Genomic DNA, 25,747 nt, shown 5'->3' with positions numbered 1-25,747 from the left:
CCCGCTACCTCGTCACGGGGTCGGCCAGCCGGGCCAGCCACTCCTGCCGCCAGGCCTCCGTCCGCGCCACCTCGTTGAAGGTGAACAGGTGGATGCCCTGGAGATCGGCCAGCGGGTGCCCGAGCGCCGGCGCGAGGCGTGCGATGAGCTTGTCCGGTCGGTATCCGTGGGGCAGGAAGAACCGCCAGAACATGCTGTGCTGCTTCGCCAGGAATCGGGCCGAGGGGCCGAGCCCGAGACCGGCCGAGATGCGCACCAGCTTCTGGCGCGTCACCGCGCCGGGGAGCCCATCCCGGATCGGCAGGTCGACGCCCCGCTGCCGAACCTGCCGGGCCCAGGCCCTCGTCGTCGAGGGGTGGAAGCACAGCTGGGTGATGACGTGGGTGGCGTGCGGGGCCTTGCGCTCGAGGGCGCGTTCGATCAGCTCGGCGCTGATGTGCCCGTGCCCTTCGGGATAGCCGCCGATCCCCACGTGCCGGAAGTGGTGGCCGCCGGCCGCCAGTCCTTCGAGCAGCGACAGCGCGTCGGGGAACGGCCCCGCCGGCTCGGCGGCGTCGCCCGCGACGACGAACACGCCGTCCACGGCGGCCGCTCGCAGGCGAGCCACGAGGTCGGCCAGGTGCGCCTTGTCGCGGACCAGCCGTGCGGCCAGGTGCGGCGTGGCGGCGAACCCGCGACCGGACAACCGCTCGGCCAGCTCGATGGTCGGCGTCAGACCCTTGGCCTCGGTCACCGTGATGCTCAGCGGCACGGTCCGGGGGACGTGCTCGACGACCGACTCCTCGGCGTTGCGCAGCGGCAAGACCTCGTAGCTCGCCCCGCGCAACGCCGCCTCCACGGTGCTCCGCGACGGCGGGCCGTCGACCGCCGGCGGTCCCAGGGCCACAGCCGGGCTCTCACCCGACATGGCCGCCCTCCGCGGCGATCGTCGTGTCGTCGCCGTGCCCGGTGTGGACGACGGTGTCGCCGGGCAGCGTGAGCAGCGTCGACCTGATGGAGTTCAGGATCGTCGGCTTGTCGCTGAAGCTGCGCCCGGTCGCCCCGGGCCCGCCGTGGAACAGGGTGTCCCCGGTGAAGACGGCGGCCAGGTCCGGGGCGTGCAGGCAGGTGCTGCCCGGCGAGTGACCGGGGGTGTGCAGCGCGGTCAGCGTCGTGCCGGCGACGTCGAACGTCGTCCCCTCGTCGAGGGTCTCGTCGGGCTGGGCCTGGACGTGGGTCATCTCCCAGAGCATCCGGTCGGCGGGGTGGAACCAGATCGGCGCGCCGGTGGCCTCGCGCAGCGCCGGGGCCGCGGTGATGTGGTCGTTGTGCCCGTGGGTGAGCACGATCGCGGTCACCCGCCGCCCGCCGATCGCCTCGACGATCGGGGCGGCGTCGTGCGGGGCGTCGATCACCAGCACCTCCTCGTCGTCCCCGACGAGCCAGACGTTGTTGTCGACGTCGAAGTCCTGCCCGTCGAGGCTGAACACCCCGGAGACCACCGCCTTCTCGATGCGCGTCACTTGTCCAGCACCACGACGGAGCGGAGCACCTCGCCCTGGCGCAGGTTGTCGAAGGCCTCCTCGACGTCGTCCAGGCCGATGGCCTCCGTGACGAACTCGTCGAGCGGGAAGCGGCCCTGCAGGTACAGGTCGATCAGCATCGGGAAGTCGCGGGAGGGCAGGCAGTCGCCGTACCAGGAGGACTTGATCGCGCCGCCGCGGCCGAAGATCTCGATCGCGGGCAGCTCGATCGTCGCGTCCGGCGTCGGCACGCCGACCATGACGACCCGGCCGGCCAGGTCGCGGGCGTAGAAGGCCTGCTCGAAGACCTTGGGGTGGCCGACCGCGTCGATCGCGACGTCGACGCCGAACCCACCGGTGAAGCGCTTGACCGCCTCCACCGCGTCGGCCTCCCTCGAGTTCACCGTGTGCGTGGCGCCGAACTTCCTCGCCCACTCGAGCTTCCGATCGTCGAGGTCGACGGCGATGATCGTGCTGGCCCCGGCCAGCTTCGCCCCGGCGATCGCCGCGTCCCCGACGCCGCCGCAGCCGAAGACCGCCACGCTCTCCCCGCGCTTGACCGCGCCGGTGTTCATCGCCGCACCGGCGCCGGCCATCACGCCGCAGCCGAGCAGGCCCGCGGCGGTGGCCGGCGCGGCCGGGTCGACCTTGGTGCACTGCCCGGAGTGCACCAGCGTCTTCTCGACGAACGCGCCGATGCCCAGTGCGGGGGAGAGCTCCGTGCCGTCGAGCAGGGTCATCTTCTGCGCGGCGTTGTGGGTGTCGAAGCAGTACTGCAGATCGCCCTTGCGGCAGGCCCGGCACTGCCCGCACACCGCGCGCCAGTTGAGGATCACGTAGTCCCCGACGGCGACGTCGGTGACGCCCTCGCCGACCTGCGAGACGACGCCCGCCGCCTCGTGGCCCAGCAGGAACGGGAACTCGTCGTTGATGTTGCCCTCGCGGTAGTGCAGGTCGGTGGCGCAGACCCCGCAGGCCTGCACGTCGACGACCGCCTCGCCCGGGCCGGGGTCGGGCACCACGATCGTCTCGACGCTGACCGGGGCACCCTTGCTGCGGGCGACGACGCCCTTCACCTCGTGAGCCATGGCGGCGGATCTCCTCTCGGGGATGTGCGGAAGGTGTGCGGCACGGGAACCGGGGTCCTTTCTCCGGCACCCCTTGACCCTGCCCGCCGGTCACCCTACGGTGTTGGACGACTGATATACCAGTCTTCTGCTTTATTTCATGACCGAAGGGATTCCGGCGTGGTCGTCCAGATCGAAGAAGCCCTGCCGGCCTCGACCGCTCCGGACCAGGTGCTCGACCGGCCGCTGGCCGACACCGACCCCGAGGTCTTCGCGGCGATCTCCGCCGAGCTGACCCGGCAGCAGACGACGCTGGAGATGATCGCCAGCGAGAACTTCGCGCCGGTGGCGGTGATGCAGGCCCAGGGGTCGGTGCTCACGAACAAATACGCCGAGGGCTACCCGGGCCGGCGGTACTACGGCGGCTGCGAGCACGTCGACGTGGTCGAGCAGCTCGCCATCGACCGGCTGAAGGCGCTCTTCGGCGCCGAGTACGCCAACGTGCAGCCGCACTCGGGCGCCCAGGCCAACGCCGCTGCGATGGCCGCTCTCCTGCAGCCCGGCGACACGATCCTGGGACTGGACCTGGCGCACGGCGGCCACCTGACTCACGGGATGAAGCTGAACTTCTCCGGCAAGCTCTACGACGTCGCGGCCTACCACGTGCGGGCCGAGGACCACCTCGTGGACATGGCCGAGGTCGAGCGGCTTGCCCAGGAGCGGCGGCCCAAGCTCATCGTCGCGGGCTGGTCGGCCTACCCCAGGCACCTGGACTTCGCCGAGTTCCGGCGGATCGCCGACGAGGTCGGGGCCTACCTGATGGTGGACATGGCGCACTTCGCCGGCCTGGTGGCCGCGGGTCTGCACCCGTCGCCCGTCCCGCACGCGCACGTGGTCACCTCGACCACCCACAAGACCCTCGGTGGCCCGCGCGGCGGCGTCATCCTCGCCACCGGCGACCTGGCCAAGAAGTTCAACTCCTCGGTCTTCCCCGGCCAGCAGGGCGGCCCGCTCGAGCACGTGATCGCCGCCAAGGCCGTTGCCTTCAAGCTCGCCGGCGAGCCGGCCTTCCGGGAGCGCCAGGAGCGCACCCTCGCCGGCGCCCGGCTGCTGGCCGAGCGGCTGCTCGCGGCCGACTCCCGCGAGGCCGGCATCGACGTGGTCAGCGGCGGCACCGACGTCCACCTCGTCCTGGTGGACCTGCGCGCGTCGGAGCTCGACGGCCGGCAGGCCGAGGACCGGCTGCACACGATCGGCATCACGGTCAACCGCAACGCGGTGCCCTTCGACCCCCGCCCGCCGATGGTCAGCTCCGGCGTCCGCATCGGCACCCCCGCCCTGGCGGCGCGCGGCTTCGACCTCGACGACTTCGCCGAGGTCTCCGACGTGATCGCGGCCGCGCTGCGGCCGTCTGCGGGCGGGGAGCAGCTGGCCGGGCTCCGCACGCGGGTCACTCGGCTGGCCGACCGCCACCCCCTCTACCCCGAGCTGACGGAGGTCGCCCGATGAGCCCCCGCACCCCCGGCGCGGATCTGCCGGAGCACCCGGACTTCCTCTGGCGCGACCCGGAGCCGAAGCGTTCCTACGACGTGGTGATCGTCGGCGGTGGAGGGCACGGTCTGGCGACCGCGCACTACCTCGCCAAGAACCACGGCATCACGAACGTCGCCGTCCTCGAGAAGGGCTGGCTGGCCGGCGGCAACATGGCGCGCAACACCACGATCATCCGGTCCAACTACCTGTGGGACGAGAGCTCGGCCATCTACGAGCACGCACTGAAGCTGTGGGAGGGGCTCGAGGAGGACCTCGGCTACCCGATCCTGTTCAGCCAGCGCGGTGTGCTGAACCTCGCGCACACCTTGCAGGACGTCCGGGACAGCGTGCGCCGGGTCGAGGCCAACAAGCTCAACGGCATCGACGCGGAGTGGGTGGAGCCCGACGAGGTCCGCAAGATCTGCCCGGTCGTCAACACGTCGGCCGACATCCGCTACCCGGTGCTCGGGGCGACGTACCAGCCGCGCGCCGGCATCGCCAAGCATGACTACGTGGCCTGGGGCTTCGCCCGCCGGGCCGACGAGGCCGGCATCGACCTCATCCAGGACTGCGAGGTCACGGGGTTCACCACCGAGGGCAACCGGGTCACCGGGGTGCGGACCACCCGCGGCACCATCGCCGCCGGGAAGGTCGCCCTCTGCGCGGCCGGCCACACCTCGGTGCTCACCGACATGCTCGACATCCGCGTGCCGGTGCAGAGCCACCCGCTGCAGGCCCTGGTCTCCGAGCTGCTCGAGCCGGTGCACCCCACGGTGGTCATGTCCAACGCCGTGCACGTGTACGTCTCCCAGGCGCACAAGGGCGAGCTGGTCATGGGCGCCGGCGTCGACTCCTACAACGGCTACGGGCAGCGCGGCGCGTTCCACATCATCGAGCGACAGATGGCCGCCGCCGTCGAGCTGTTCCCGGTGTTCGCGCGGGCGCACCTGCTGCGCACGTGGGGCGGCATCGTCGACGTCAGCCCGGATGCCTCGCCGATCGTCGGTCGAACCCCGTACGACAACGTCTACCTCAACTGCGGCTGGGGGACCGGCGGGTTCAAGGCCACGCCCGGCATCGGCTGGGCGCTGGCGCACACCATCGCGCACGACGTGCCCCATCCCTACGTGGCGCCGTTCAGCCTGGACCGCTTCGTCACCGGGGCGCTCGTCGACGAGCACGGCGCCGCCGCCGTGGCCCACTGACCCAGGGAGTCCTTGCGATGCAACTCATCGAATGCCCGTGGTGCGGCCCCCGCGAGGAGGTCGAGTTCCACTACGGCGGGCAGGCTCACGTGCCGTACCCGGACAACCCCGGCGAGCTCTCCGACGAGGAGTGGGCGCACTACGTCTTCTTCCGGGACAACACCAAGGGCCGCTTCGCCGAGCGCTGGAACCACAGCACCGGCTGCCGCCGCTGGTTCAACGCCGTCCGCGACACCACCACCTACCGCTTCGAGCGCGTCTACCGCCTCGATGACCCGAAGCCGGTGACCCGATGACGAACTCCTTCCGCACCGCCGAGGGCGGCCGCATCGACCGGGCCACCACGGTCGAGTTCACGTTCGACGGGCAGACCTACACCGGTCACCCCGGCGACACGCTCGCCTCGGCGCTGCTCGCCTCCGGCCGGCACCAGGTCGCCACGAGCATCAAGCTCGGCCGGCCACGCGGCATCGCCGCGGCCTGGGCTGAGGACCCGGGCGGCCTGGTGCAGGTCGAGGAGCCCTTCCCCGAGCCGATGCTGCTGGCCACCACCGTCGAGATCCACGACGGGCTGGTCGCCCACGGCCTGCCGGGGCAGGGCCGCCTCGCCGAGGTCCCCGACTCCGCCCGCTACGACGCCGTCCACCACCACGTCGACGTGCTGGTCGTGGGCGCCGGTCCGGCGGGGCTGGCCGCCGCGCTCACCGCCGCGCGGGCCGGAGCTCGGGTCGCGCTCGTCGACGAGCAGTCCGAGGCCGGCGGCTCGCTGCTGTCGGGCACCGACCGGCTCGACGACGCCCCGGCGCCGGCCTGGGTCGCCGCGGCGGTCGCCGAGCTGGCCGGCTTCCCGGACGTCCTGCACCTGCAGCGCACCACCGCCTTCGGCAGCTACGACGACGGCTTCGTCCTGGCCCTCGAGCGGCGCACCGACCACCTCGGGACGGCCGCGCCCAAGCACCTCTCGCGCCAGCGGGTGTGGCGCTTCCGGGCCCGTTCGATCGTCGTGGCGACCGGGGCCCACGAGCGGCCGGTCGTGTTCAGCGACAACGACCGCCCGGGGATCATGCTCGCCGGCGCCGCCCGGACGTTCCTGCACCGCTACGGCGTGCTGCCGGGCCGCGAGGCCGTCGTGTTCACCACGAACGACAGCGCCTACGACGCCGCCCTCGACCTGCACCGCGCCGGTGTGCGGGTGCAGGCGGTGGTCGACGCCCGGCCCGAGGGCTCGCCGGGCCGACGCGCGGAGTGCGAGCGCGCCGGGATCCGGGTGCTCCCCGGTGCCGTCGTGACCGGCACGCAGGGCGGGGAGCGGATCACCCACGCGCTCGTCGCCCCGTTCGCGGGCGGCGAGGTCGGCGCCGGCAGCGCGATCGCCTGCGACCTGCTCCTGGTCAGCGGCGGCTGGAACCCCGCGGTGCACCTGTTCAGCCAGGCCCGTGGCCGGCTCCGCTACGACGCGGACCTGGGCGCGTTCCTCCCGGGGGAGGAGCTCGACGGTCTGACCGTCACCGGCTCGGCCGCCGGCGTGTTCGACCTGGCCGGATGCCTGGCCGACGGACGACGTGCCGCCGGTGCGGCGCTGTCGGCGCTGGCGATCCCGCCGGCGGGGGATGACCGGCTGCCCACCGCCCCGGAGCCCGTCGTCCCGACCGCGCCGCTCGTGCTGTGGCGGGTGCCGGACACCTCCGGCGCGGAGGGGAGCACCTCCTTCGTCGACCTGCAGCGCGACGCGACGGTCGCCGACATCGCCCGCGCGGTCGGCGCCGGCCTGCGCTCCATCGAGCACATCAAGCGCTACACGACCATCGGGACCGCGCACGACCAGGGCAAGACCTCCGGCGTCCTGACCTCCGGGATCACCGCCGAGCTGCTCGGGATCCCGGTGCAGGACACCGGGACGACGACGTTCCGGCCGCCTTACACCCCGGTGGCCTTCGCCGCGCTGGCCGGCCGCGACCGCGGCCGGCTCTTCGACCCCGAGCGGGTCACCACCCTGCACGAGTGGCACGTGTCGGCCGGAGCGGTCTTCGAGGACGTCGGTCAGTGGAAGCGGCCGCGCTACTACCCGCGGCCCGGCGAGGACATGGAGGCCGCCGTCCTGCGCGAGTGCGCCGCCGCCCGCACCGGCGTCGGCATCCTCGACGGCTCCACCCTCGGCAAGATCGACGTGCAGGGGCCGGACGCCGCCGTGCTCCTCGACCGCCTCTACACGAACCTGATCAGCAGCCTGAAGGTCGGCTCGGTGCGCTACGGCGTCATGTGCGGCGTCGACGGCATGGTCATCGACGACGGCACCGTCCTGCGCCTGGCCGAGGACCGCTTCCTCGTCCTCACCACCACCGGCGGGGCGGCCAAGATCCTCGACTGGATGGAGGAGTGGGTCCAGACCGAGTGGCCGGACCTGCGGGTCCACTGCACCTCGGTCACCGAGCAGTGGGTCACCTTCCCGGTCGTCGGTCCCCGCTCCCGCGACGTCGTCGGCGCCGTCTTCCCCGACGTCGACGTCACCAACGAGGCGTTCCCGTTCATGACCTGGCGGGACACCACGCTCGACGGGGTGCCGGTCCGCCTGGCCCGGATCAGCTTCTCCGGCGAGCTCGCCTTCGAGGTCTACGTGAACCCCTGGTACGCGGTCGCGGTCTGGCAACGGCTGCTCGAGGCCGGCCGCCCGTACGGCATCACGCCGTACGGCACCGAGACGATGCACGTCCTCCGGGCCGAGAAGGGTTACCCGATCATCGGGCAGGACACCGACGGCACCGTCACGCCGCAGGACCTCGGCATGGGGTGGGCGGTCTCGAAGAAGAAGCCCGACTTCATCGGCAAGCGCTCCTTCGCCCGCGTGGCCAACCAGGACCCGCTGCGCAAGCAGCTGGTCGGGCTGCTGCCGGTGGACCGGCAGACCGTGCTGCCGGAGGGCTCACAGATCGTCGAGTTCCTCCCCGACGGTCAGCTGCCGCCCCCGCCGGTGCCGATGCTCGGCCACGTCACCTCCAGCTACCGCAGCGCCGAGCTGGCCCGCCCCTTCGCCCTCGCGCTGGTCAAGGGCGGGCGCGAGCGCATCGGCGACACCGTCCACGTCCCCGTCAACGGCACCCTCGTCCCGGTCGAGGTCACCGGCTCGGTGCTGGTCGATCCCGAAGGAGCCCGCCGCGATGGCTGAGCTGCTGCGCACCCACCCGCTCGAGGCTTGGAGCGCCGCCTTCGAGAGCCTGCCCGGGACCGTCGGCGTCGCCGTCGAGCCGTTCGTCGCGATGGTCGACGTCCGGCTCCGCGCGGTCGGCGCCGAGGCGTCGGCGGCGCTGGGCGTCGAGCTGCCGATGGCGCCCAACACCTGGGCACCGGCCGGCACCGGACGAGCCGTCTGGCTCGGCCCCGACGAGTGGCTGCTGAGCAGCACGACGGAGGTGCCGGAGGACCTGGAGACACGGGTCCGTACCGCCGTCCTGCCGCTCGGCGGGTCCGCGGCGGACGTCTCTGCCCAGCGGATCGGCCTGCGGCTGACCGGGGCCCGCGTGCGCGACGTCCTGGCCAAGGGCTGCTCGATCGACCTGCACCCGCGGGTCTTCGGCCGGGGCAGCAGCGCGCAGACGGCGCTCGGCCAGGCCGGCGTCGTGCTGCTGGCCCTCTCCGACACCGGCGACGACTACATCGTCCTCGTCCGGTCGTCGTTCGCCGGCTACCTCGCCGACTGGCTGCTCGACGCCGCGCTCGAGTTCACCCCCACCCACGACAGCTGATGAAGGACCCTCTGCCCCCCGCCCCTCGCAGGCTCGCGGCGGGACCCTGCAGAGGGGCCGACCCAGACCCACCGGCACGTCAGGAGCGAAAGCAATGTCCACCACCCCTCGAGTGGTCATCATCGGAGCGGGGATCGTCGGGGCCAACCTGGCCGACGAGCTGACCCTCCGCGGCTGGGACCGCGTCATCGTGGTCGACCAGGGCCCCCTTCCGCTCACGGGTGGGTCCACCTCGCACGCGCCCGGGCTGGTCTTCCAGACCAACGCGTCCAGGACGATGACGGCGTTCGCCACCTACACCGTCGAGAAGCTCAAGGGCATCGACGTCGACGGCGCCTGGACCTTCAACCAGGTCGGCGGCCTCGAGGTGGCCACCACGCCCGAGCGGCTCGCCGACCTGCACCGCAAGCAGGGCTGGGCCACCTCCTGGGGCGTCGAGGCGCAGGTGGTCGACGTGGACGAGTGCGTGCGGCTGCACCCGCTGGTCGACCCCGACCGCATCCTCGGCGGCCTGCACATCCCCACCGACGGCCTGGCCAAGGCGTCCCGGGCGGTCGTCGCGCTGGCCCGCCGGGCCGAGGCGCGGGGCGCCCGCTTCCAGGGCTCGACCCGCGTGACCGGCATCGAACAGACCGGCGGCCGGGTGACCGGCGTCCGGACCCCGGACGGCGTCCTCCCCGCCGACATCGTGGTGTCCTGCGCGGGCTTCTGGGGGGTGGAGCTCGGCGCCATGGCGGGGATGGACGTGCCGCTGCTGCCGCTGGCCCACCAGTTCGTCTGGACCGGGCAGGTGCCCGATCTGGTCGGCCGCAACAGCGAGCTCAGCGAGGCGAGCCTGCCGATCCTGCGCCACCAGGACCAGGACCTCTACTACCGGGAGCGCGTCGACCGCCTCGGCATCGGCTCCTACGCCCACCGGCCGATGCCGGTGGACCTGCGCGAGCTGCCCCAGGGCGACGGCGTCGGCGAGTCGGCCATGCCCTCGATGCTGCCCTTCACCGACGAGGACTTCGCCCCGGTGTGGGAGCAGAGCCAGCTGCTGCTGCCCTCGCTGCGCTCGTCGAAGATCGACTCCGGCTTCAACGGCGTCTTCTCCTTCACCCCGGACGGCGGCCCGCTGGTCGGGGAGTCCGCGGACGTCCGGGGCTTCTGGATCGCCGAGGCCGTCTGGGTCACCCACTCCGCGGGTGTCGCCCGTGCCGTGGCGCAGCTGCTCGTCGACGGCCGCTCGGAGGTCGACCTGCACGGCTGCGACGTGCACCGCTTCGAGGAGTTCCAGCTGGCGCCGGAGTACGTCAGCGAGACCTCGCAGCAGAACTTCGTCGAGATCTACGACGTGATCCACCCGCTGGAGCCGCGGCGGTCCCCGCGCGACCTGCGGGTCAGCCCCTTCCACGCCCGGCAGCAGGAGCTCGGCGCGGTCTTTCTCGAGGCCGCCGGCTGGGAGCGGCCGCACTGGTACGAGGCCAACGCGGACCTGGTGAGCGAGCTGCCGGCCGAATGGGTGCCGCCGGAGCGAGACGCGTGGGCGGGGAAGTTCTGGTCCCCCATCGCGGCGGCCGAGGCGTGGAAGACCCGCACCGCCGTGGCGATGTACGACATGACGCCGCTCAAGCGGCTCGAGATCAGCGGCCCCGGCGCCCTCGGCCTCCTGCAGCGGCTGACGACCGGCGAGATGGACAAGTCGGTCGGCTCCGTGACCTACACGCTCGCCCTCGACGACGCAGGCGGCATCCGCAGCGACCTCACCGTCGCCCGGCTGGGCGAGCAGCTGTTCCAGGTCGGCGCCAACGGTCCGCTGGACCAGGACTACCTCCAGCGCCAGGCGCCGGACGACGGCAGCGTGCAGATCCGCGACATCACCGGGGGCACATGCTGCATCGGCCTGTGGGGCCCGAAGGCCCGCGACCTGGTCCAGCGGCTCAGCTCGGACGACTTCTCCAACGAGGGGCTGAAGTACTTCCGCGCCAAGCGTGCCCGGATCGGGGGAGTGCCGGTGACGGCGATGCGGCTGTCCTACGTCGGCGAGCTCGGCTGGGAGATCTACACCAGCGCCGACCACGGCCAGCGGCTGTGGGACGTGCTGTGGCGCGCCGGTCAGGACCTCGGCGTGATCGCCGCCGGCCGGGCGGCCTTCAACAGCCTCCGGCTGGAGAAGGGCTACCGAGCCTGGGGCCACGACATGACCACCGAGCACAACCCCTACGAGGCCGGCCTCGGGTTCGCCGTCCGCACGCAGAAGAAGGACGACTTCGTCGGGCGGCAGGCCCTCGCCGGGATCGGGAACGACACGGTGGGCCGCCGGCTGACCTGCCTGACCGTCGACGACGGCCGCAGCGTCGTCCTCGGCCACGAGCCGGTCTTCGTCGACGGCCGCCCGGCCGGTTACGTGACCAGCGCGGCCTTCGGCCACACCGTCGGCCGCCCCATCGCCTACGCCTGGCTCCCGGCCTCCCTGGCCGTCGGCACGGCCGTCGAGATCCAGTACTTCGGCAACCGCATCCGGGCGACCGTCGCGGCCGAGCCGCTCGTCGACCCGGAGATGACCCGCATCCGCGGATAGGAGAGGACGCCCGTGCGCACCGACACCATCGAGACCTTCCTGGCGCGGCTCGCCGCCAGGGTGCCCGCCCCCGGAGGGGGAGCCACCGCCGCGCTGCACGCCGCCCAGGCCGCCGCCCTCGTGGCGATGGTCGCCCGCTACAGCGACTCGGCGAAGTTCGCCGAGCACGCCGAGGAGATCGCCACCATCACGGCGACCGCGGACCGGCTGCGGGAGAACGCCATCGGCCTGGCCGAGGACGACGCCGCAGCCTTCACCGCCGTGACGACGGCGTACGGCCTGCCGAAGGCAACCCCCGAGGAGGCCGCGGCCCGGTCCGCGGCCATCGCGCAGGCGCTGGTGACCGCGGCGCAGGTCCCGGCGATCGTCATCGCCGTCGCCGAGAAGGTCCTGGAGCTGGCCGAGCGGCTCCTGCCGATCGGCAACCGCAACGTGGTCAGCGACGTCGCGGCTGCCGCCGAGGCGGCCCGGGCCGCGGCCACGACCGCCCGGGTCAACGTGGAGATCAACCTCGGCGGCATCAAGGATCCGGCGACCTGGGGAGAGCTCGCGGCGGTGACCGACGGCGTCGACGACCTCGTCCTGCGCGCGGAGAAGGTCACCGCCGCCGTCCGGGATGGGCTGGTCCGATGACGGCCGACCTCAGCGGGGCCGAGCTGGCCGCCGGCATCCGCGCCGAGGCCGCTGCCGCGGCCGCGGAGCTGACCGCCGCAGGCACGCCGCCCCGGCTGGCCGTGGTCGTCGCCACCGCGGACGAGTCCAGCGCCTGGTACGTCCGCTCCATCGCCCGCGCCGCGGAGAGGACCGGCATCGCCTGCTCGGTCGTCGACCTCGGGGAGACGGCGACGCCGGAGCGCATCCGGGCCGAGCTGGCCGCGCTCAGCGCGGATCCCGCGGTGCACGGCATCATCCTGCAGACCCCGCTGCCGGCCGACGCCGTGGTCGAGGACCTCGCCGCGGCGATCGACCCCGCCAAGGACGTCGACGGCGCCAATCCGCTCAGCCTGGGCCGGCTCGCCGCAGGCCTGTCCGCCTTCGCTCCCGCCACGGCGGAGGCCGTGGTGGCCCTCCTCGACCACCACGGGATCCCGCTCTCCGGCGCGCACGCCGTCGTGGTCGGACGCTCCACCGTCGTCGGCAAGCCTGCCGCCCATCTGTTGCTGCAGCGGAATGCCACCGTGACCGTCTGCCACAGCCACACCAAGGACCTGGCCGCGGTCACCCGCGCGGCGGACGTGCTGGTCGCGGCCGTGGGCCGACCGCACCTCGTCACGGGCGAGCACGTCGCCGAGGACGCGATCGTGATCGACGTCGGGACCAATCCGACGCCCGACGGCGGACTGGTCGGGGACGTCGACGCCGCCTCGGTCCGCGGTCGGGTCGCCGGGCTGACCCCGGTGCCCGGCGGGGTCGGCCCGGTCACCACCGCGCTCCTCCTGCAGCACACGATCCGGGCGGCGCGTTCCTAGCCCCGGCCCGTCCGTCCGGGCGGGGCGGTCCTGCCCCTACCGCCCCGCCCGCCGACCCCACCACCGCCCGAGATCGGAGCACGTCATGACCGGCCTGGCGCTTGCGGACACCGGCACCGCGCCGCACCCGCTCGGCCGGCTGCTCGGCGAGGGCCGGCCGCTGCTCTGCGGGATCCTCAACGTCACCCCCGACTCGTTCTCCGACGGAGGGCGCTTCGACAGCCTCGACCGGGCGGTCGAGCACGGCCGCCGCCTGGCGGCCGAGGGGAGTGATTTCATCGACATCGGCGGGGAGTCCACCCGTCCCGGCTCCCGCCCGCCGACCGTCGACGAGGAGCTGGCCCGCGTCGTCCCGGTGGTCGACGCGCTGGTCCGGGAGGTCGGGGTGCCGCTGTCCGTGGACAGCTCCCGGCCCGAGGTCATGCGCGCGGCCGTGGCCGCCGGCGCGAGCATGATCAACGACGTCCGTGCGCTGCGGACGCCGGGCGCCCTGGAGGCCGCCGCGGAGCTCGGCGTGCCGGTGTGCCTCATGCACATGCAGCACTCACCGGAGACCATGCAGCGGGATCCCCGCTACTCCGACGTGGTCGCCGAGGTGCGCGGCTTCCTCGCCGAGCGGAAACGTGCCTGCCTCGACGCCGGTGTCCGGCCCGAGCACGTGGTGGTGGACCCGGGGTTCGGCTTCGGCAAGACGCTGGCGCACAACGTCGCGCTGCTCGCCTCCCTCGGCCGGCTGCGCAGCCTGGGGGTTCCGATCATGGTCGGGCTGTCCCGCAAGTCCGTGCTCGGGGAGCTCACCGGACGGGCGGTGGCGGACCGGCTGCCCGGGTCCCTGGCGGCCGCCCTCATCGCCGCCCAGCGCGGGGCCGCCCTGCTGCGGGTGCACGATGTCGCGGCCACCCGGGACGCGCTGGCGATTCTGGACGCCGTCGATCGCTCGTGACCTCGGCCCGGCATCGCTTCAGATCACGGCACGGATGGCCTTCTCGAAGCCCAGGACGTGCTCACGGGCGAGGTCGTCGGCCCGGTCGGCGTCGCCGGCGGCGATCGCCCGGAGCAGCTCCACGTGCTCCCCGACGTGCTCGTCCACCGTGGGCAGCCGGTCGAGGAACAGGCAGAAGATCCGGGTCGCCAGGTTGTCGTAGCGGATCAGGACGTCCTCGAGGTGCGGATTGCCGGCCGCCCGGTAGATGGCCCGGTGCACTGCCAGGTCCCACCGCATCAGCTCGCCCGGATCGACCCGGGCGACGTCGAGCTGCTCGATCCGGTCGGCCAGCTCCTCGAGCTCGCCGGGCGCCATGCGGATGGCTCGCTCGGCGGCGCGCCGGGCAGCCAGCGGCTCGAGCTGCGCGCGGATCTCGGAGATGTGCGCCAGATCGGAGATGTCCATCCCGGTCGCGAAGGTTCCTCGCCGCGGATAGGACACGACGAGCCGGTCGCCCTCGAGCCGCTTCAGCGCCTCGCGGACCGGGGTCCGGCCCACGCCGAGGTCTGCGGCCAGTGCATCGTCATCGATCGGATCGCCCGGCCGGATGACGAGCATGATCAGCCGGTCCCTGATCGCCACGTAGGCCTTGTCTGCCAGGGATGTGGTGGCGGAGGAGTCCAGATCCAGGGGGACGGCGGTCACGCTCGCATCGTAGGTGCTGACGGCCAACAAGGCTTGCCCCCTTGGAAGCAAAGACATACTCTTCCTTCGAAACTAGTATATCAGTAGTGTACCTGCGTCGGTGCGGATCGCGGACCGGTGAGAGGCCAGGCATGACCATCAGCGCGTTCGACTTGTTCAAGGTGGGGATCGGGCCGTCCAGCTCGCACACCGTCGGTCCGATGCGCGCGGCCTGCACCTTCGCATCCCGACTGCGGGACGAGGGCCTGGTGGGGCGCGTCGCCGGGGTGCGGTGCGAGCTCTTCGGGTCGCTGGGTGCGACCGGGCACGGGCACGGCAGCGTCAAGGCCGTCGTCCTCGGCCTCGAGGGCGAGCAGCCCGACCTCGTCGACCCGGTCGCGGCCGAGCCACGCGTCGACGCCGTCCGCACCGAAGGCAAGCTCCGGCTGGCGGGCGAGCACGTCATCTCGTTCTCCGTGGACGACGACGTCGTCCTGCACCGGCGCAAGCGGCTGGAGTTCCACAGCAACGGCATGCTCTTCCGGGCGCTGGACGCGGACGGCGACGAGGTCAGCCGCCGCGAGTACTACTCGGTGGGCGGCGGGTTCGTCCTCGACCAGGACGACGCCGGCAACCCGGCCATCGTCGAGGACCCGACTCCTGTCCGGTACCCGTTCCGCACCGGCGAGGAGCTGCTGGCGCGGACGCGGGAGACGGGCCTGCGGATCAGCGACGTGATGCTGGCCAACGAGCTCGCCTGGCGCAGCGAGACGGAGGTGCGCGCCGGGCTGCTGCACATCTGGTCGGTGATGCAGGAGTGCGTCGAGCGCGGCACCCGGACCACCGGCGTCCTGCCCGGCGGGCTCAAGGTCCGCCGGCGCGCGGCCGCGCTGCGCGCCCAGCTGGAGGAGCACCGGGACGACACCGACCCGCTGCGCGCGATGGAGTGGGTCACCCTGTACGCCCTCGCGGTCAACGAGGAGAACGCGGCCGGCGGGCGGGTGGTCACCGCGCCGACCAACGGCGCCGCCGGCATCGTGCCCGCCGTCCTGCACTACTACCGCGACTTCGTCGAGTCCTGCTCCGAGGACGGCGTGGTGCGCTTCCTGCTCACCGCCGCGGCGATCGGGCTGCTGTTCAAGGAGAACGCCTCCATCTCCGGCGCGGAGGTCGGCTGCCAGGGGGAGGTCGGCTCGGCCTGCTCCATGGCCGCCGCCGGCCTCGCCGAGGTTCTCGGGGGGACGCCGGAGCAGGTCGAGAATGCCGCCGAGATCGGCATCGAGCACAACCTCGGCCTCACCTGCGACCCGGTCGGGGGGCTGGTGCAGATCCCGTGCATCGAGCGCAACGCCGTCGGCTCGGTCAAGGCCATCACCGCGGCGCGCATGGCCGTCCGCGGCGACGGCCGGCACCACGTCCCGCTGGACAAGGCGATCAAGACCATGCGCGAGACCGGTGCGGACATGAAGGACAAGTACAAGGAGACCGCCCGTGGCGGGCTGGCGCTCAACATCGTCGAGTGCTGAGGAGGCACCCGTGACCCACCCGTACACCCTCACGCTGAGCTGCCAGGAGCGTCCGGGCATCGTGCACGCGGTCAGCTCGTTCCTGTTCGAGCACGGCTGCGACATCGTCGAGCACCAGCAGTTCGACGACGCCCTCCGCGGCCGGCTCTTCCTCCGGACCGCGTTCGTCTCCGCCGAGGACACCGATGCCGACCACCTCTCGGCGGCGTTCGGGCCGGTGGCCGACGAGTTCGGCATGAGCTACCAGGTCACCGGCGGCCAGCCGCAGCGGGTGCTGGTCATGGTGTCCAAGCTGGGGCACTGCCTCAACGACCTGATCTTCCGCTGGCGCGCCGGGAGCCTCGGGGCCGAGCTCGTCGCGGTGGTCTCCAACCACGAGGACCTGCGCCCGATGGCGGAGGCCGCCGGTCTGCCGTTCTTCCACGTGCCCGTGACGCCGGCGACCAAGCGTGAGGCGGAGCAGCGGCTGCTCGAGCTGGCCGACGAGCACCGGGCGGATCTCGTCGTCCTGGCCCGCTACATGCAGGTGCTCTCCGACGAGGCCTGCGCCGCGCTGCACGGCCGGGCGATCAACATCCACCACTCCTTCCTGCCGGGGTTCAAGGGCGCCAAGCCCTACCACCAGGCCTTCGACCGCGGCGTGAAGCTGGTCGGCGCCACCGCTCACTACGTGACGCCCGACCTGGACGAGGGCCCGATCATCGAGCAGGAGGTCATCCGCATCGACCACACCTTCGATCCCCGTGCGCTGGCCACCGTCGGCCAGGACGCCGAGGCGCTCGCGCTGTCCCGGGCCGTGCGCTGGCACAGCGAGCGGCGGGTGCTGCTCAACGGCCACAGCACGGTCGTCTTCCGCTGAACCCGCCGCTGGAGGCCTGATGTCGACCGGGACGGCGACGCTGCTGAGGACACCCCTGTCCCCGGCCGCGCTCGACCGCGTCCACCGGTACCTGTACGAGGAGCTCGGGCCGCAGCGGGGTCCGGCAGGCGTGGGGCTCGTGCGCGCTCGAGCCCTCTTCGACGCGTTGGGGGATCCGCAGGACCGCTTCCGTGCCGTGCACGTGGCGGGCACCGCAGGGAAGGGGTCGGTCAGCACGTTCGCGGCGAGCCTGCTGCGGGCGCACGGGTTCCGGGTCGGCGCTCATCTGTCCCCGCACGTCTACTCCCTCCTCGAGCGGTTCCGGGTGGACGGCGGGCCGGCTCCGGCCGAGCTCGTCGACGCCGCGTTGGCCCGCATCCGGCCGGCGGTCGAGGCAGTGGAGCGCGCGGGGCACGGCCGGCCGTCGTTCTTCGAGGTCACCAACGCGATCGCGTTCAGCCTGTTCGCCGACCGGGTCGACTACGGGGTCGTCGAGACGGGGCTCGGGGGACTGCTCGACTCCACCAACACGATCTCCCGGGCGGACAAGCTCGCGGTGATCACCCCGATCGGCCTGGACCACCAGGAGATCCTCGGGGCCACGGTCGGCGCGATCGCGGCGCAGAAGGCCGGCATCCTGCCCGTCGGCGGTCGTGCCGTCGCGGCTCGGCCACGGAGCGCCGAGGTGCGCGGCGTACTGCGCGCGACGGCGGCCCGCCGACGCTGCGCCCTCAGGTGGGTGGATTTCCCGGCTTCCTCTGTGCGGGCCCGTACGGGGCCCGGGGGCACCGAACTGCGCCTCCCGGGTCGGCCGCCCCTGCCCCTGGGGCTCACCGGGCGGCACCAAGCAGGCAATGCCCGTCTCGCGCTGTGTGCCGTGGAGGCGATCGCCGCGCGGGACGGGTGGGTCCTCGACGGGGCCGCCGTCCGGCGGGGGTTGCGCAGCGCCACGCTGCCCGGTCGGTTCGAACACCGGCTGATCGCCGGGCGGCCCGTGGTCCTCGACGGAGCGCACAATCCCATGAAGTTGGCGGCGCTGGTGGCGACCCTGCACGACGTCCATCCCGGCGCCCGGTTCCCCTGGGTGCTCGCGTTCAAGCAGGACAAGGACCTGGCCGGCGCCCTGCAGGTCGTCGCGCCGGCGGCCTCCGTGGTCGTCGCGACCGAATTCCACGCCGCCGCCGGCGACCACGCCGCCGGCGCGTCCGTCCCGGCCGAGCTGATCACCGCCGCGGCGGCGGACCGGGGGATCCGGACGGTGGTGGAGCGGAACCCGGCGATCGCGGTGACCCGTGCGGTGGAGGAGGCGGACGACGCGGCGCCGGTGGTCGTGAGCGGCTCGTTCCACCTGCTCGCCGCCGTCCACGCGGCCACGGCGCCGCAGTGACCTGGGCCCGCTTCGACGACCTCCGCACCGGAACGGCCGTGCGGTGTCCCGCTCCGGACCGGGTCCTGGTGGCCGACCGTCCCGGTGAGGTCGTCCCCCTGCTGGCCGAGGTCGAGCGGGCCACGGACGCCGGCCGGTGGGCGTTCGGGTACGTCGCCTACGAGGCGGCCGCCGGGCTGGATCCGCAGCTCTCGGTGCACCCGTCCACGTCCATGGGGATGCCCCTGGCCTGGTTCGGCATCTGCGACGAGCCGGTCCCGGTGCCGCCGCTCGACACGGCCGAGGCACGGGGTCGGCCAACCGGTACCGCTCGGTGGCAGCCCATGTGGACGGCGGAGGAGCACGCCGCCGGCGTCGCCCGGATCCGGGAGCGGATCGCCGCCGGGGACACGTTCCAGTGCAACCTGACCGTGCGCATGGCCGGGTGCGTGGCCGGCGACCCCTTCGCCGTGTACCGGGACCTCGCGCTCGGCCAGCGCGGGGCCCACAACGCCTACCTCGACCTCGGCCGCTTCGTCGTGGCCAGCGCCAGCCCGGAACTGTTCTTCGAGCGCCGGGGTGACCACGTGGTGCTCCGCCCCATGAAGGGGACGGCGCCGCGGGGACGGCACCGGGACGAGGACCGTCGCCTGGCCGACGAGCTCCGTTCCAGCGCCAAGGAGCGGGCCGAGAACGTCATGATCGTCGACCTCATGCGCAACGACATCGCCCGGGTCGCCGAGATCGGCAGCGTCGACGTGCCGGCGCTGTTCACCGTCGAGCGGTACGAGACGGTGCTCCAGCTGACCTCGGACGTCACCGCCCGGCTGCGGCCCGGCACCGGTCTGGTGGAGTTGTTCCGCGCGCTGTTCCCGTGCGGTTCGGTCACCGGAGCGCCCAAGGCCAGCTCCATGGGGATCATCCGCTCCGTCGAGACGAGCCCCCGCGGCGTCTACTGCGGAGCCATCGGTCTGGTCGGGCCGCCGGACGCGCCGGTCCGGGCCCGCTTCGGCGTGGCGATCCGCACGGCCGTGGTGGACACGGCCACGGGCGACGCCGTGTACGGCACCGGGGGCGGCATCACCTGGGGCTCCGACGCCGCGGCCGAGCACGCCGAGGTGCTCACCAAGGCGGCAGTTCTGCGGGCCCGGCCGCGGGACTTCGAGTTGCTGGAGACGATGCGCCACGACCCGCAGGACGGCCTCCGGAACCGGGACCGCCATCTGCGGCGCCTCGCGGAGTCCGCCGAGCACCTGGGATTCCCCTTCGATCCGATGGCCGTGCGCGAGGTCCTGAGCTCGCGGCTGGATGCTTGTCGGGCCGCACGCGTCCGGCTCCGGCTGGCGCGCACGGGAGCGCTCGGGGTCGACATCGAGCCGCTGCCGCCGCTGCTGCCCGGCCGGGTCCTGCTCGCCGTCGACGACGAGCCGGTCGATCCGCAGGACTGGTCGCTCTTCCACAAGACGACCGTGCGGGAGCCGTACGACCGGCGACGCGAGCGGCGGCCCGACGTCGATGACGTGATCATGGTGAACACGCGCGGAGAGCTGACGGAGGCCACCCGCGCCACGCTCGCGGTGAAGCTCGGCGGGCGGTGGTGGACGCCGCCGGTGGAGTCCGGGTGCCTCCCCGGCGTCGAGCGGGCGCGCCTGCTGGAGCTGGGGCTGCTCCACGAGCGGGCGCTCCGGGCCGAGGACCTGGACCGGGCGCAGGGGGTGGCGGTCGTCAGCTCGCTGCGCGGCTGGCGGGACGCGACGCTGGGCCGGGCGGAGCCGCGCGCCGCGGCCGTGCTGGAGCGCCCGGTGGTGACGGGAGCGAGCTAGACCTCGGGCTGCGGCGCTCCCGGGTGCGGTGAAGGAGTACCGCCGGGCAGCCTGGACAGCCCGTGGAGCGAACTCGCCTCGCCCCGCGGGTTCGGCCCGTAGATCGCGAGCATCCGGGCATGGGTGGGGGCTGAGTAGTGACCCGTCGTCCCCGCGGGAACGCGCACCACGCTCCCGGCCGGCACCTCGACGGTCCGGCCGTCGCAGGAGACGACGAGCAGCCCGTCCAGGACGTAGTTGTACTCATCGTGCGGGTGCTCATCCGACCAGGACTCGCCCGTCAGCTCCCACTCCATCAGGGCGACCTGGGACCAGCCCCCGGGCTGCGGAGCGATGAACGCGTGGGAGCGCGGCCGGCCGGGCCGGCCCGTCAGGGGACCAGCGGCGTACAGCTCGGGTGGCATCCGTTCCTCCTTGGCCAGGACCACGCAAGGGGCGATCGTGTGGTGGTCAGCGAGGCCGTGCCGGTGTTCTCGCGGGCGGCCACAGCACACGATGGCCCTGCGCCACTCTGCCGTGCTCGACTCTGGACGAACTGAAGGCCGCCGATCTCGACCATCGGAGGAACCGAGCGGCCATCCACCGCCTCTCGCGGGTTCTGGTGGCGACGCGCAGAAAGACAGGTCACAAGCCCCGGTGCCGTGCATTCTTGGTCAATCGCAGGATCGGCTGCATCTCTTCTGGACACGAGGGTGTCCGACAGTCCGCGGATCAACGGCAGACAACCTGGCATCGGAGTGACACGCCCGACCGCGGGGGAGACCTACACAACCGGTACGGCAACGCGCTGCGAACGGCGGCGAATCGGACCGGACGGTGACGGCCGCGACCAGCCGCTGACCTGGGCAGATATCACTCCGCAAACCGGCGCGAACCTCTCGAATGTGACTGGGGGGTCAACGTCATGAGCCGGCCCCTCGATCCCGTCGGGGCAGGTCAAGCAGCCATCGAGCCCCTCAACAGGCCACGGATGTCGGTTGCCCGCCGCGTCGCCGCTGTGCGATCGTTCCGGCGATCGTGACCCATCGGCAGGAGGTGAGACCCATGAACGCAGTGTCCGCAGTGGGTGCTCCCTGCAGCTCACGATCGCGCGACTGAGGTAGTCGCCACCGGGAGCGCCCCGCCAGGCAATTCGCGAGAGGCGACTCCCTTGAACGCACCACCTTCTTTCCCTTCGCACGTCACCTCGACGACGGCCTCCGAGCGGCCGCGGTCCGACCAGGATCGGCCGCAGATCCACGCCCCGCGGCGGGCGCCCGCCGCGGGGGAGCGAGCCCTGGTCCTCGGCGGCGGCGGATCGACGGGCAACGCGTGGTTGATCGGCATCATCGCCGGCCTGTTCGATGCCGGATCGGACGTGACCGAGGCCGATCTGATCATCGGGACGTCGGCCGGATCGACGGCCGCGGCCCAGATCACCGGTGCGACCCCGACCGAGCTGCTCGCGGCCGTCCTCTCCTCTGCGTCCCCGCCTCGGACGGGTCCGGCGGGATCCGGTGGACGCGCTCCCGCCGGACCGGTGGCCGACCACCTGGAGAGGACGAGCCGGATCATCGCCACCGCCGGCGATGCGGCCGACATGCGCCGCAGGATGGGTGCGGCGGCGCTGGAAACGGACGCGGCGTCGGACGGCTCGTGGTCGGCGCGGTGGCGCGCCACGGTCGCTGCCCGGCTGCCCAGCCAGAGCTGGCCGCAACGCGCAGTGCAGATCACCGTGGTCGATGCCCACACGGGGGAACCGATCGTGTTCGACCGTCACAGCGGGGTCGACCTCGTGGACGCCGTCGCCGCCAGCACGGCCGGGGGACCTCCCTACCGGATCGGTGACCGCCTGTACATCGACGGCGGCTACCGCTCCGTCGAGAACGCCGACCTGGCAGCCGGCTACGAGCGGGTGCTGGTGCTGGCACCACTGGGCGGCAGGTCGCGGCACCCGCGGGAGTGGGGCACCCATGTGGCAGCACAGGTCGACGAGCTACGCGCAGGCGGCAGCCGAGTCGAAACGATCTTCCCGGACAGCAACTCCGAGCACCTGTTCGGCGCCAATGCGATGGATTTCTCTATGCGTCCGCCCGCCGCTCGAGCCGGTTACGACCAGGGCAGAGCGCTGGCCGAGCGGCTCACCGCATTCTGGCGCTGACGCCTGCACTCGGCCGATTCGTCAGGCGTACCGACACCTGTGCATGTCCCGGATGGCCGATGGGAGCGACGTGCCTGTCGCTACTCTTTTTCACTTCCTGTCGGCCCGACAGCGGCAAACGCAGGCCGCGGCCGTGTCCGGAGGAATCCGGCACGGCCCCCGAGTGCTTTCCCCGGTCTCGGCGACAGCAGGATCTGCGCCGGCCGGCCGGCTTCCGGTGGCTGTACACCCCCATGGCGCTCGTCCTGGCCCACCGGCTCACGCCCGGCCGGGTGGTCTACGACGTCATGGACGACCTCGCCTCCTTCCTCGACGCGCCGGAGGGCCTGGTGCTGCGGCAGCGGCGGCTGCTGGCGGAGGCCGACGTCGTCTTCACCGGCGGGCCGTCCCTGCACCGGTCGGTGCAACGGCAGCGGCGGGAGGGCGTGCACCTGTTCAGGAGCGGGGTCGAGCGGGAGCACTTCGCCTCCAGCCGGGCACTGCGACGGCCACACGAGCGACCGGTGGCCGGCTACGTCGGAGTGCTCGACGAGCGGCTCGACCTCGAACTGCTCGCGGAACTGGCCGACGAGCTCCCCGACTGGACGATCCGGCTCGTCGGGCCGGTCGCCAAGATCGATCCGGGGATGCTGCCGCGCGCCGGGAACCCCGAGTACCCGGGCATGGCCGCGTACGAGCGGCTCCCCGAGGTCAGGCTCCCCGAGGTCATGGGCCGGGTTCGACGTCGCGCTCATGCCGTTTGCGCTCAACGAGGCCACGCGGTCATCAGCCCTACCAAGACCCTGGAGTACCTGGCGGCCGGGCTACCGGTCGTCTCGACCCCGGTGCCGGACGTCGTCGCGGACTACGGTGACGTGGTGCACGTGGCCGACGACGGCCGCAGCTTCGCGACGGCATGCCGGGCGGTGGTGCGGCAGGACCTGGCGGCCCGCGATCGCCGCTGCCGAACTCTGCACGAGCGGCAGGAGTGGGACGTCATCGCGGCCTCCATGGCGGAGCTGCTGGACTCCGTGGGCACGGCCGAGGCAGCGGACCAGGCGGAGGAGCCGGCGTGAGCGGCTGGCGCGCGTTGGGCCGCCCGACGCGGCTGGCCACCGATCTGGAACAGGCCCACGGCTACGCGGTGGGGGCGGCCGCGGCCGGGCTGCAGGACGCCGGGCTCGATCCGCTGCGGCTCACCGGCAGGGGTGTCCCGCCGCTCGCGGACGCCGCCGTCACGTCGGCCACGCCGTTCCTCCGCGCCCCGCTGCTGTCCCGGCTGTCGCGGGTCCGGCTGCTGCACGCGCCCGCGGGTGCCGACGGCCGCTGCCCGTCCTGCGCCGTGCCCGCGCCGTGCCCCACGGCACTGGAGCTCGACGGTTGACGACGTGCGGACGTTCCGGAATCCGATAGGCCAGAACCCTGATCCGTGGGTCGTGCACCACGAGGGCTTCTACTACGCCACGGGCACCTCACACGACCACATCGCGGTCACGAAGGCGGCCAGCCTCGGCGACCTGTCCACGACGGAGCCCGTCGTCGTCTGGCGCGACACGGAGCCGACCCGGAGCGCCATGCTGTGGGCCCCGGAGCTGCAGCTGCTCGACGGGCCGGACGGGCCTCGCTGGTACCTCTACTACACGGCTTCCGACGCCGATGATCATCTCAACCACCGCATGCACGTCCTGGAGAGCACGGGGGACACGCCACTCGGCCCGTTCGAGTACCGGACACGCCTCAACACCGATCCCGACAACCAGTACTACGCCATCGACGGGAGCGCCCTCCAGCTCCCCACCGGAGATCTCTACTTCTTCTGGGCCGGCTGGCCCGGTCACGTCCTCTTCGTCTCCCGGATGGCCAACCCCTGCCGACTGGTCGGCGAGCGCGTGCACATACCGGCCAGCGGGTTCGGCTGCACCGACATCAGGGAGGGGCCGGTCTGTCTGCGGAGGAACGGCAAGGTCTTCCTGGTCTACTCGGCGTGCGACACCGGCACGCCGGACTACCGCATGGGCATGCTCAGCGCTGACGAGACCGACGACCTGACGGATGTGAGGACATGGCACCAGCATCCCGATCCGGTGTTCCGGAGTGCTGCTCGTCACGGGGTCTACGGTCCGGGCCACAACGGCTTCTTCACGTCCCCTGACGGCACGGAGGACTGGTTCGTCTACCACGCGAAGACCACCGACCGGTACACGTACGAAGGCCGGACCGGACGTGCCCAGCGCCTGGCGTGGCATCCCGACGGTCGTCCCGACTTCGGTGTACCCCTGCCGCTGACGGCTGACATCCCGCTGCCGTCGGGTGACCCGGGCTCGCCTGACGAGAGCCCGTGAGGTGTCCCTCACCCGGGGCCACCACCGCGCCGCGCGGTGACGGGAAGCGAATCCGAGCCGACGACGTCGGACTTCGTGGCCGGCGCCTGCGACCGAATACTCACTCGAGTGACGGATCTGAGCGCGGCGATGGGAGGCGTGTGGTGAGCGAGCAGGACGCGGCGAGGGTGCGGGTGGAACGCCCGGAGGCAGCGGTCATGCGGATCGTGCTGGCGCGGCCGGAGGCTCGCAACGCCCAGGATCCCCGGATGCTCTACGAGCTCAACGACGCCTTCGACCTGGCCGCCCAGGACGACGAGGTGAAGGTGGTCATCCTCGCCGCCGACGGACCGCACTTCTCCGCCGGGCACGACCTGTTCGCCGAGTGGACGGTGAGTTCCGCCGACAGGCCCGTCGGCTGCTGGGGCGGCTTCGCCCTGCCCGGCGCGGAGGGGTACATGGCCGTCGAGGAGGAGCTGTTCCTCGGGCTGTGCTGGCGGTGGCGCAACTTCCCCAAGCCGACGATCGCGGCCACGCAGGGCAGGACGATCGCCGGCGGCCTCATGCTGGCCTGGAGCTGCGACCTGATCATCGCCGCGAAGGACGCCAGCTTCTCCGACCCGGTCGTGGCATTCGGCGTCAACGGCCACGAGTTCTTCCTGCACGCCTGGGAGTTCGGCGGGCGCAAGGCCAAGGAGCTGCTCTTCACCGGCGGCGCGGTCGACGCCGACGAAGCCTGCCGACTCGGCATGGTCAACCACGTCGTCGACCCGGCCGAGCTGGACGCCGAGGCGCTGAGGATCGCCCGGCGGATCGCGCGGATGCCGTCGATGGGCCTGAAGCTGGCCAAGCAGGCGGTGAACCAGTCGCTGGACGCACAGGGTCAGTGGTCCGCGGTCCAGTCCGCGTTCTCGCTGCACCAACTGGGGCACTCGCACAACCGCGAGCTGCACGGCGTCACCATCGATCCCGACGGCGCAGCCATCATCCGGGAGCTCAGCTCCCCACCCTCCTGAAGTCCGGAGCGGGCGTCCGCGGCCCGCCC

The 25,747-nt window shown here is 72.7% G+C and carries 23 protein-coding genes; 18 read left to right on the top strand and 5 right to left on the bottom strand.

Annotated features, from left to right (window positions below; translation table 11 throughout):
* Window positions 1-4: 4 nt before the first annotated feature.
* The 3 genes from ACWIYF_RS14355 to ACWIYF_RS14345 are packed head-to-tail and all read right to left on the bottom strand — an operon-like array spanning window position 5 to window position 2,590.
* A complete protein-coding gene (locus ACWIYF_RS14355; RefSeq protein ID WP_448623504.1) occupies window positions 5-907 on the bottom strand; it encodes a methylenetetrahydrofolate reductase in 903 nt (300 codons plus the stop codon).
* Window positions 897-1,502 carry an MBL fold metallo-hydrolase gene (locus ACWIYF_RS14350; protein WP_448623503.1) on the bottom strand — a complete coding sequence of 202 codons (606 nt, stop codon included), beginning with the start codon at window positions 1,500-1,502 and terminating at the stop codon, window positions 897-899. Before ACWIYF_RS14350 ends, ACWIYF_RS14355 begins: the two co-directional genes overlap by 11 nt.
* Entirely contained in the window at window positions 1,499-2,590 is a 1,092-nt protein-coding gene (locus tag ACWIYF_RS14345; protein ID WP_448623502.1) for an S-(hydroxymethyl)mycothiol dehydrogenase, read from the bottom strand. Before ACWIYF_RS14345 ends, ACWIYF_RS14350 begins: the two co-directional genes overlap by 4 nt.
* Window positions 2,591-2,749: 159 nt before the next feature.
* Here ACWIYF_RS14345 and glyA point away from each other — a divergent pair, with 159 nt between their 5' ends.
* The 9 genes from glyA (at window position 2,750) to folP (ending at window position 14,022) form a co-directional block, all read left to right on the top strand.
* Window positions 2,750-4,078 carry a serine hydroxymethyltransferase gene (glyA, locus tag ACWIYF_RS14340; RefSeq protein WP_448623501.1) on the top strand — a complete coding sequence of 443 codons (1,329 nt, stop codon included), beginning with the start codon at window positions 2,750-2,752 and terminating at the stop codon, window positions 4,076-4,078.
* The gene (locus ACWIYF_RS14335; protein WP_448623500.1) at window positions 4,075-5,307 is read left to right on the top strand and encodes a sarcosine oxidase subunit beta family protein; all 1,233 of its coding nucleotides are present in this window, start codon (window positions 4,075-4,077) and stop codon (window positions 5,305-5,307) included. The genes glyA and ACWIYF_RS14335 overlap by 4 nt, the downstream gene beginning before the upstream one ends.
* Before the next feature lie 17 nt (window positions 5,308-5,324).
* On the top strand, window positions 5,325-5,603 hold the full coding sequence (locus ACWIYF_RS14330; RefSeq protein ID WP_448623499.1) for a sarcosine oxidase subunit delta: 279 nt from the start codon (window positions 5,325-5,327) through the stop codon (window positions 5,601-5,603).
* Window positions 5,600-8,470: a 2Fe-2S iron-sulfur cluster-binding protein gene (locus tag ACWIYF_RS14325; RefSeq protein WP_448623498.1), complete on the top strand. Its 2,871-nt coding sequence runs from the start codon at window positions 5,600-5,602 to the stop codon at window positions 8,468-8,470. The genes ACWIYF_RS14330 and ACWIYF_RS14325 overlap by 4 nt, the downstream gene beginning before the upstream one ends.
* Entirely contained in the window at window positions 8,463-9,047 is a 585-nt protein-coding gene (locus ACWIYF_RS14320) for a sarcosine oxidase subunit gamma (protein ID WP_448623497.1), read from the top strand. Before ACWIYF_RS14325 ends, ACWIYF_RS14320 begins: the two co-directional genes overlap by 8 nt.
* 94 nt (window positions 9,048-9,141) lie before the next feature.
* On the top strand, window positions 9,142-11,610 hold the full coding sequence (locus ACWIYF_RS14315; protein WP_448623496.1) for a GcvT family protein: 2,469 nt from the start codon (window positions 9,142-9,144) through the stop codon (window positions 11,608-11,610).
* Between the two features lie 12 nt (window positions 11,611-11,622).
* The gene (locus tag ACWIYF_RS14310; RefSeq protein WP_448623495.1) at window positions 11,623-12,243 is read left to right on the top strand and encodes a cyclodeaminase/cyclohydrolase family protein; all 621 of its coding nucleotides are present in this window, start codon (window positions 11,623-11,625) and stop codon (window positions 12,241-12,243) included.
* Window positions 12,240-13,079: a bifunctional 5,10-methylenetetrahydrofolate dehydrogenase/5,10-methenyltetrahydrofolate cyclohydrolase gene (locus ACWIYF_RS14305; protein ID WP_448623494.1), complete on the top strand. Its 840-nt coding sequence runs from the start codon at window positions 12,240-12,242 to the stop codon at window positions 13,077-13,079. The genes ACWIYF_RS14310 and ACWIYF_RS14305 overlap by 4 nt, the downstream gene beginning before the upstream one ends.
* An 85-nt stretch (window positions 13,080-13,164) precedes the next feature.
* A complete protein-coding gene (gene folP / locus ACWIYF_RS14300) occupies window positions 13,165-14,022 on the top strand; it encodes a dihydropteroate synthase (protein WP_448623493.1) in 858 nt (285 codons plus the stop codon).
* 18 nt (window positions 14,023-14,040) lie between these two features.
* Here folP and ACWIYF_RS14295 read toward each other — a convergent pair whose 3' ends face one another.
* Window positions 14,041-14,709, bottom strand: coding sequence for a GntR family transcriptional regulator (locus ACWIYF_RS14295; RefSeq protein WP_448623492.1), 669 nt, complete (start codon window positions 14,707-14,709; stop codon window positions 14,041-14,043).
* 131 nt (window positions 14,710-14,840) lie between these two features.
* Between ACWIYF_RS14295 and ACWIYF_RS14290 the strand changes: the two genes are divergently transcribed.
* From ACWIYF_RS14290 to pabB, 4 genes are all read left to right on the top strand, one after another.
* Window positions 14,841-16,214 (top strand): L-serine ammonia-lyase, encoded by a 1,374-nt coding sequence (locus ACWIYF_RS14290; protein ID WP_448623491.1) that lies wholly within the window; start codon window positions 14,841-14,843, stop codon window positions 16,212-16,214.
* A 10-nt stretch (window positions 16,215-16,224) separates the two neighbouring features.
* Window positions 16,225-17,073, top strand: coding sequence for a formyltetrahydrofolate deformylase (gene purU / locus ACWIYF_RS14285; protein ID WP_448623490.1), 849 nt, complete (start codon window positions 16,225-16,227; stop codon window positions 17,071-17,073).
* 19 nt (window positions 17,074-17,092) lie between these two features.
* A complete protein-coding gene (locus ACWIYF_RS14280) occupies window positions 17,093-18,460 on the top strand; it encodes a bifunctional folylpolyglutamate synthase/dihydrofolate synthase (RefSeq protein WP_448623489.1) in 1,368 nt (455 codons plus the stop codon).
* A gap of 68 nt (window positions 18,461-18,528) precedes the next feature.
* Window positions 18,529-20,262: an aminodeoxychorismate synthase component I gene (pabB, locus tag ACWIYF_RS14275; RefSeq protein WP_448623488.1), complete on the top strand. Its 1,734-nt coding sequence runs from the start codon at window positions 18,529-18,531 to the stop codon at window positions 20,260-20,262.
* On the opposite strand, the gene ACWIYF_RS14270 is transcribed toward pabB, so the two are convergent.
* Window positions 20,259-20,666: a cupin domain-containing protein gene (locus ACWIYF_RS14270; RefSeq protein WP_448623487.1), complete on the bottom strand. Its 408-nt coding sequence runs from the start codon at window positions 20,664-20,666 to the stop codon at window positions 20,259-20,261. The genes pabB and ACWIYF_RS14270 overlap by 4 nt on opposite strands.
* A 746-nt stretch (window positions 20,667-21,412) precedes the next feature.
* On the opposite strand from ACWIYF_RS14270, the gene ACWIYF_RS14265 reads away from it, so the two are divergent.
* From ACWIYF_RS14265 to ACWIYF_RS14245, 5 genes are all read left to right on the top strand, one after another.
* Window positions 21,413-22,402: a patatin-like phospholipase family protein gene (locus ACWIYF_RS14265; RefSeq protein ID WP_448623486.1), complete on the top strand. Its 990-nt coding sequence runs from the start codon at window positions 21,413-21,415 to the stop codon at window positions 22,400-22,402.
* Window positions 22,403-22,635: 233 nt separating this feature from the next.
* Window positions 22,636-23,457 carry a hypothetical protein gene (locus ACWIYF_RS14260; protein WP_448623485.1) on the top strand — a complete coding sequence of 274 codons (822 nt, stop codon included), beginning with the start codon at window positions 22,636-22,638 and terminating at the stop codon, window positions 23,455-23,457.
* Window positions 23,454-23,765 carry a hypothetical protein gene (locus ACWIYF_RS14255; protein ID WP_448623484.1) on the top strand — a complete coding sequence of 104 codons (312 nt, stop codon included), beginning with the start codon at window positions 23,454-23,456 and terminating at the stop codon, window positions 23,763-23,765. The genes ACWIYF_RS14260 and ACWIYF_RS14255 overlap by 4 nt, the downstream gene beginning before the upstream one ends.
* Window positions 23,766-23,769: 4 nt before the next feature.
* On the top strand, window positions 23,770-24,723 hold the full coding sequence (locus ACWIYF_RS14250; protein WP_448623483.1) for a glycoside hydrolase family 43 protein: 954 nt from the start codon (window positions 23,770-23,772) through the stop codon (window positions 24,721-24,723).
* 143 nt (window positions 24,724-24,866) lie between these two features.
* Window positions 24,867-25,718, top strand: coding sequence for an enoyl-CoA hydratase (locus ACWIYF_RS14245; protein ID WP_448623482.1), 852 nt, complete (start codon window positions 24,867-24,869; stop codon window positions 25,716-25,718).
* Window positions 25,719-25,747 lie beyond the last annotated feature (29 nt).

The organism is Geodermatophilus sp. URMC 64, from assembly GCF_053502555.1.
Note: the sequence above shows the minus strand (reverse complement) of the source record. Positions and strands in the feature narration are given on the sequence as shown.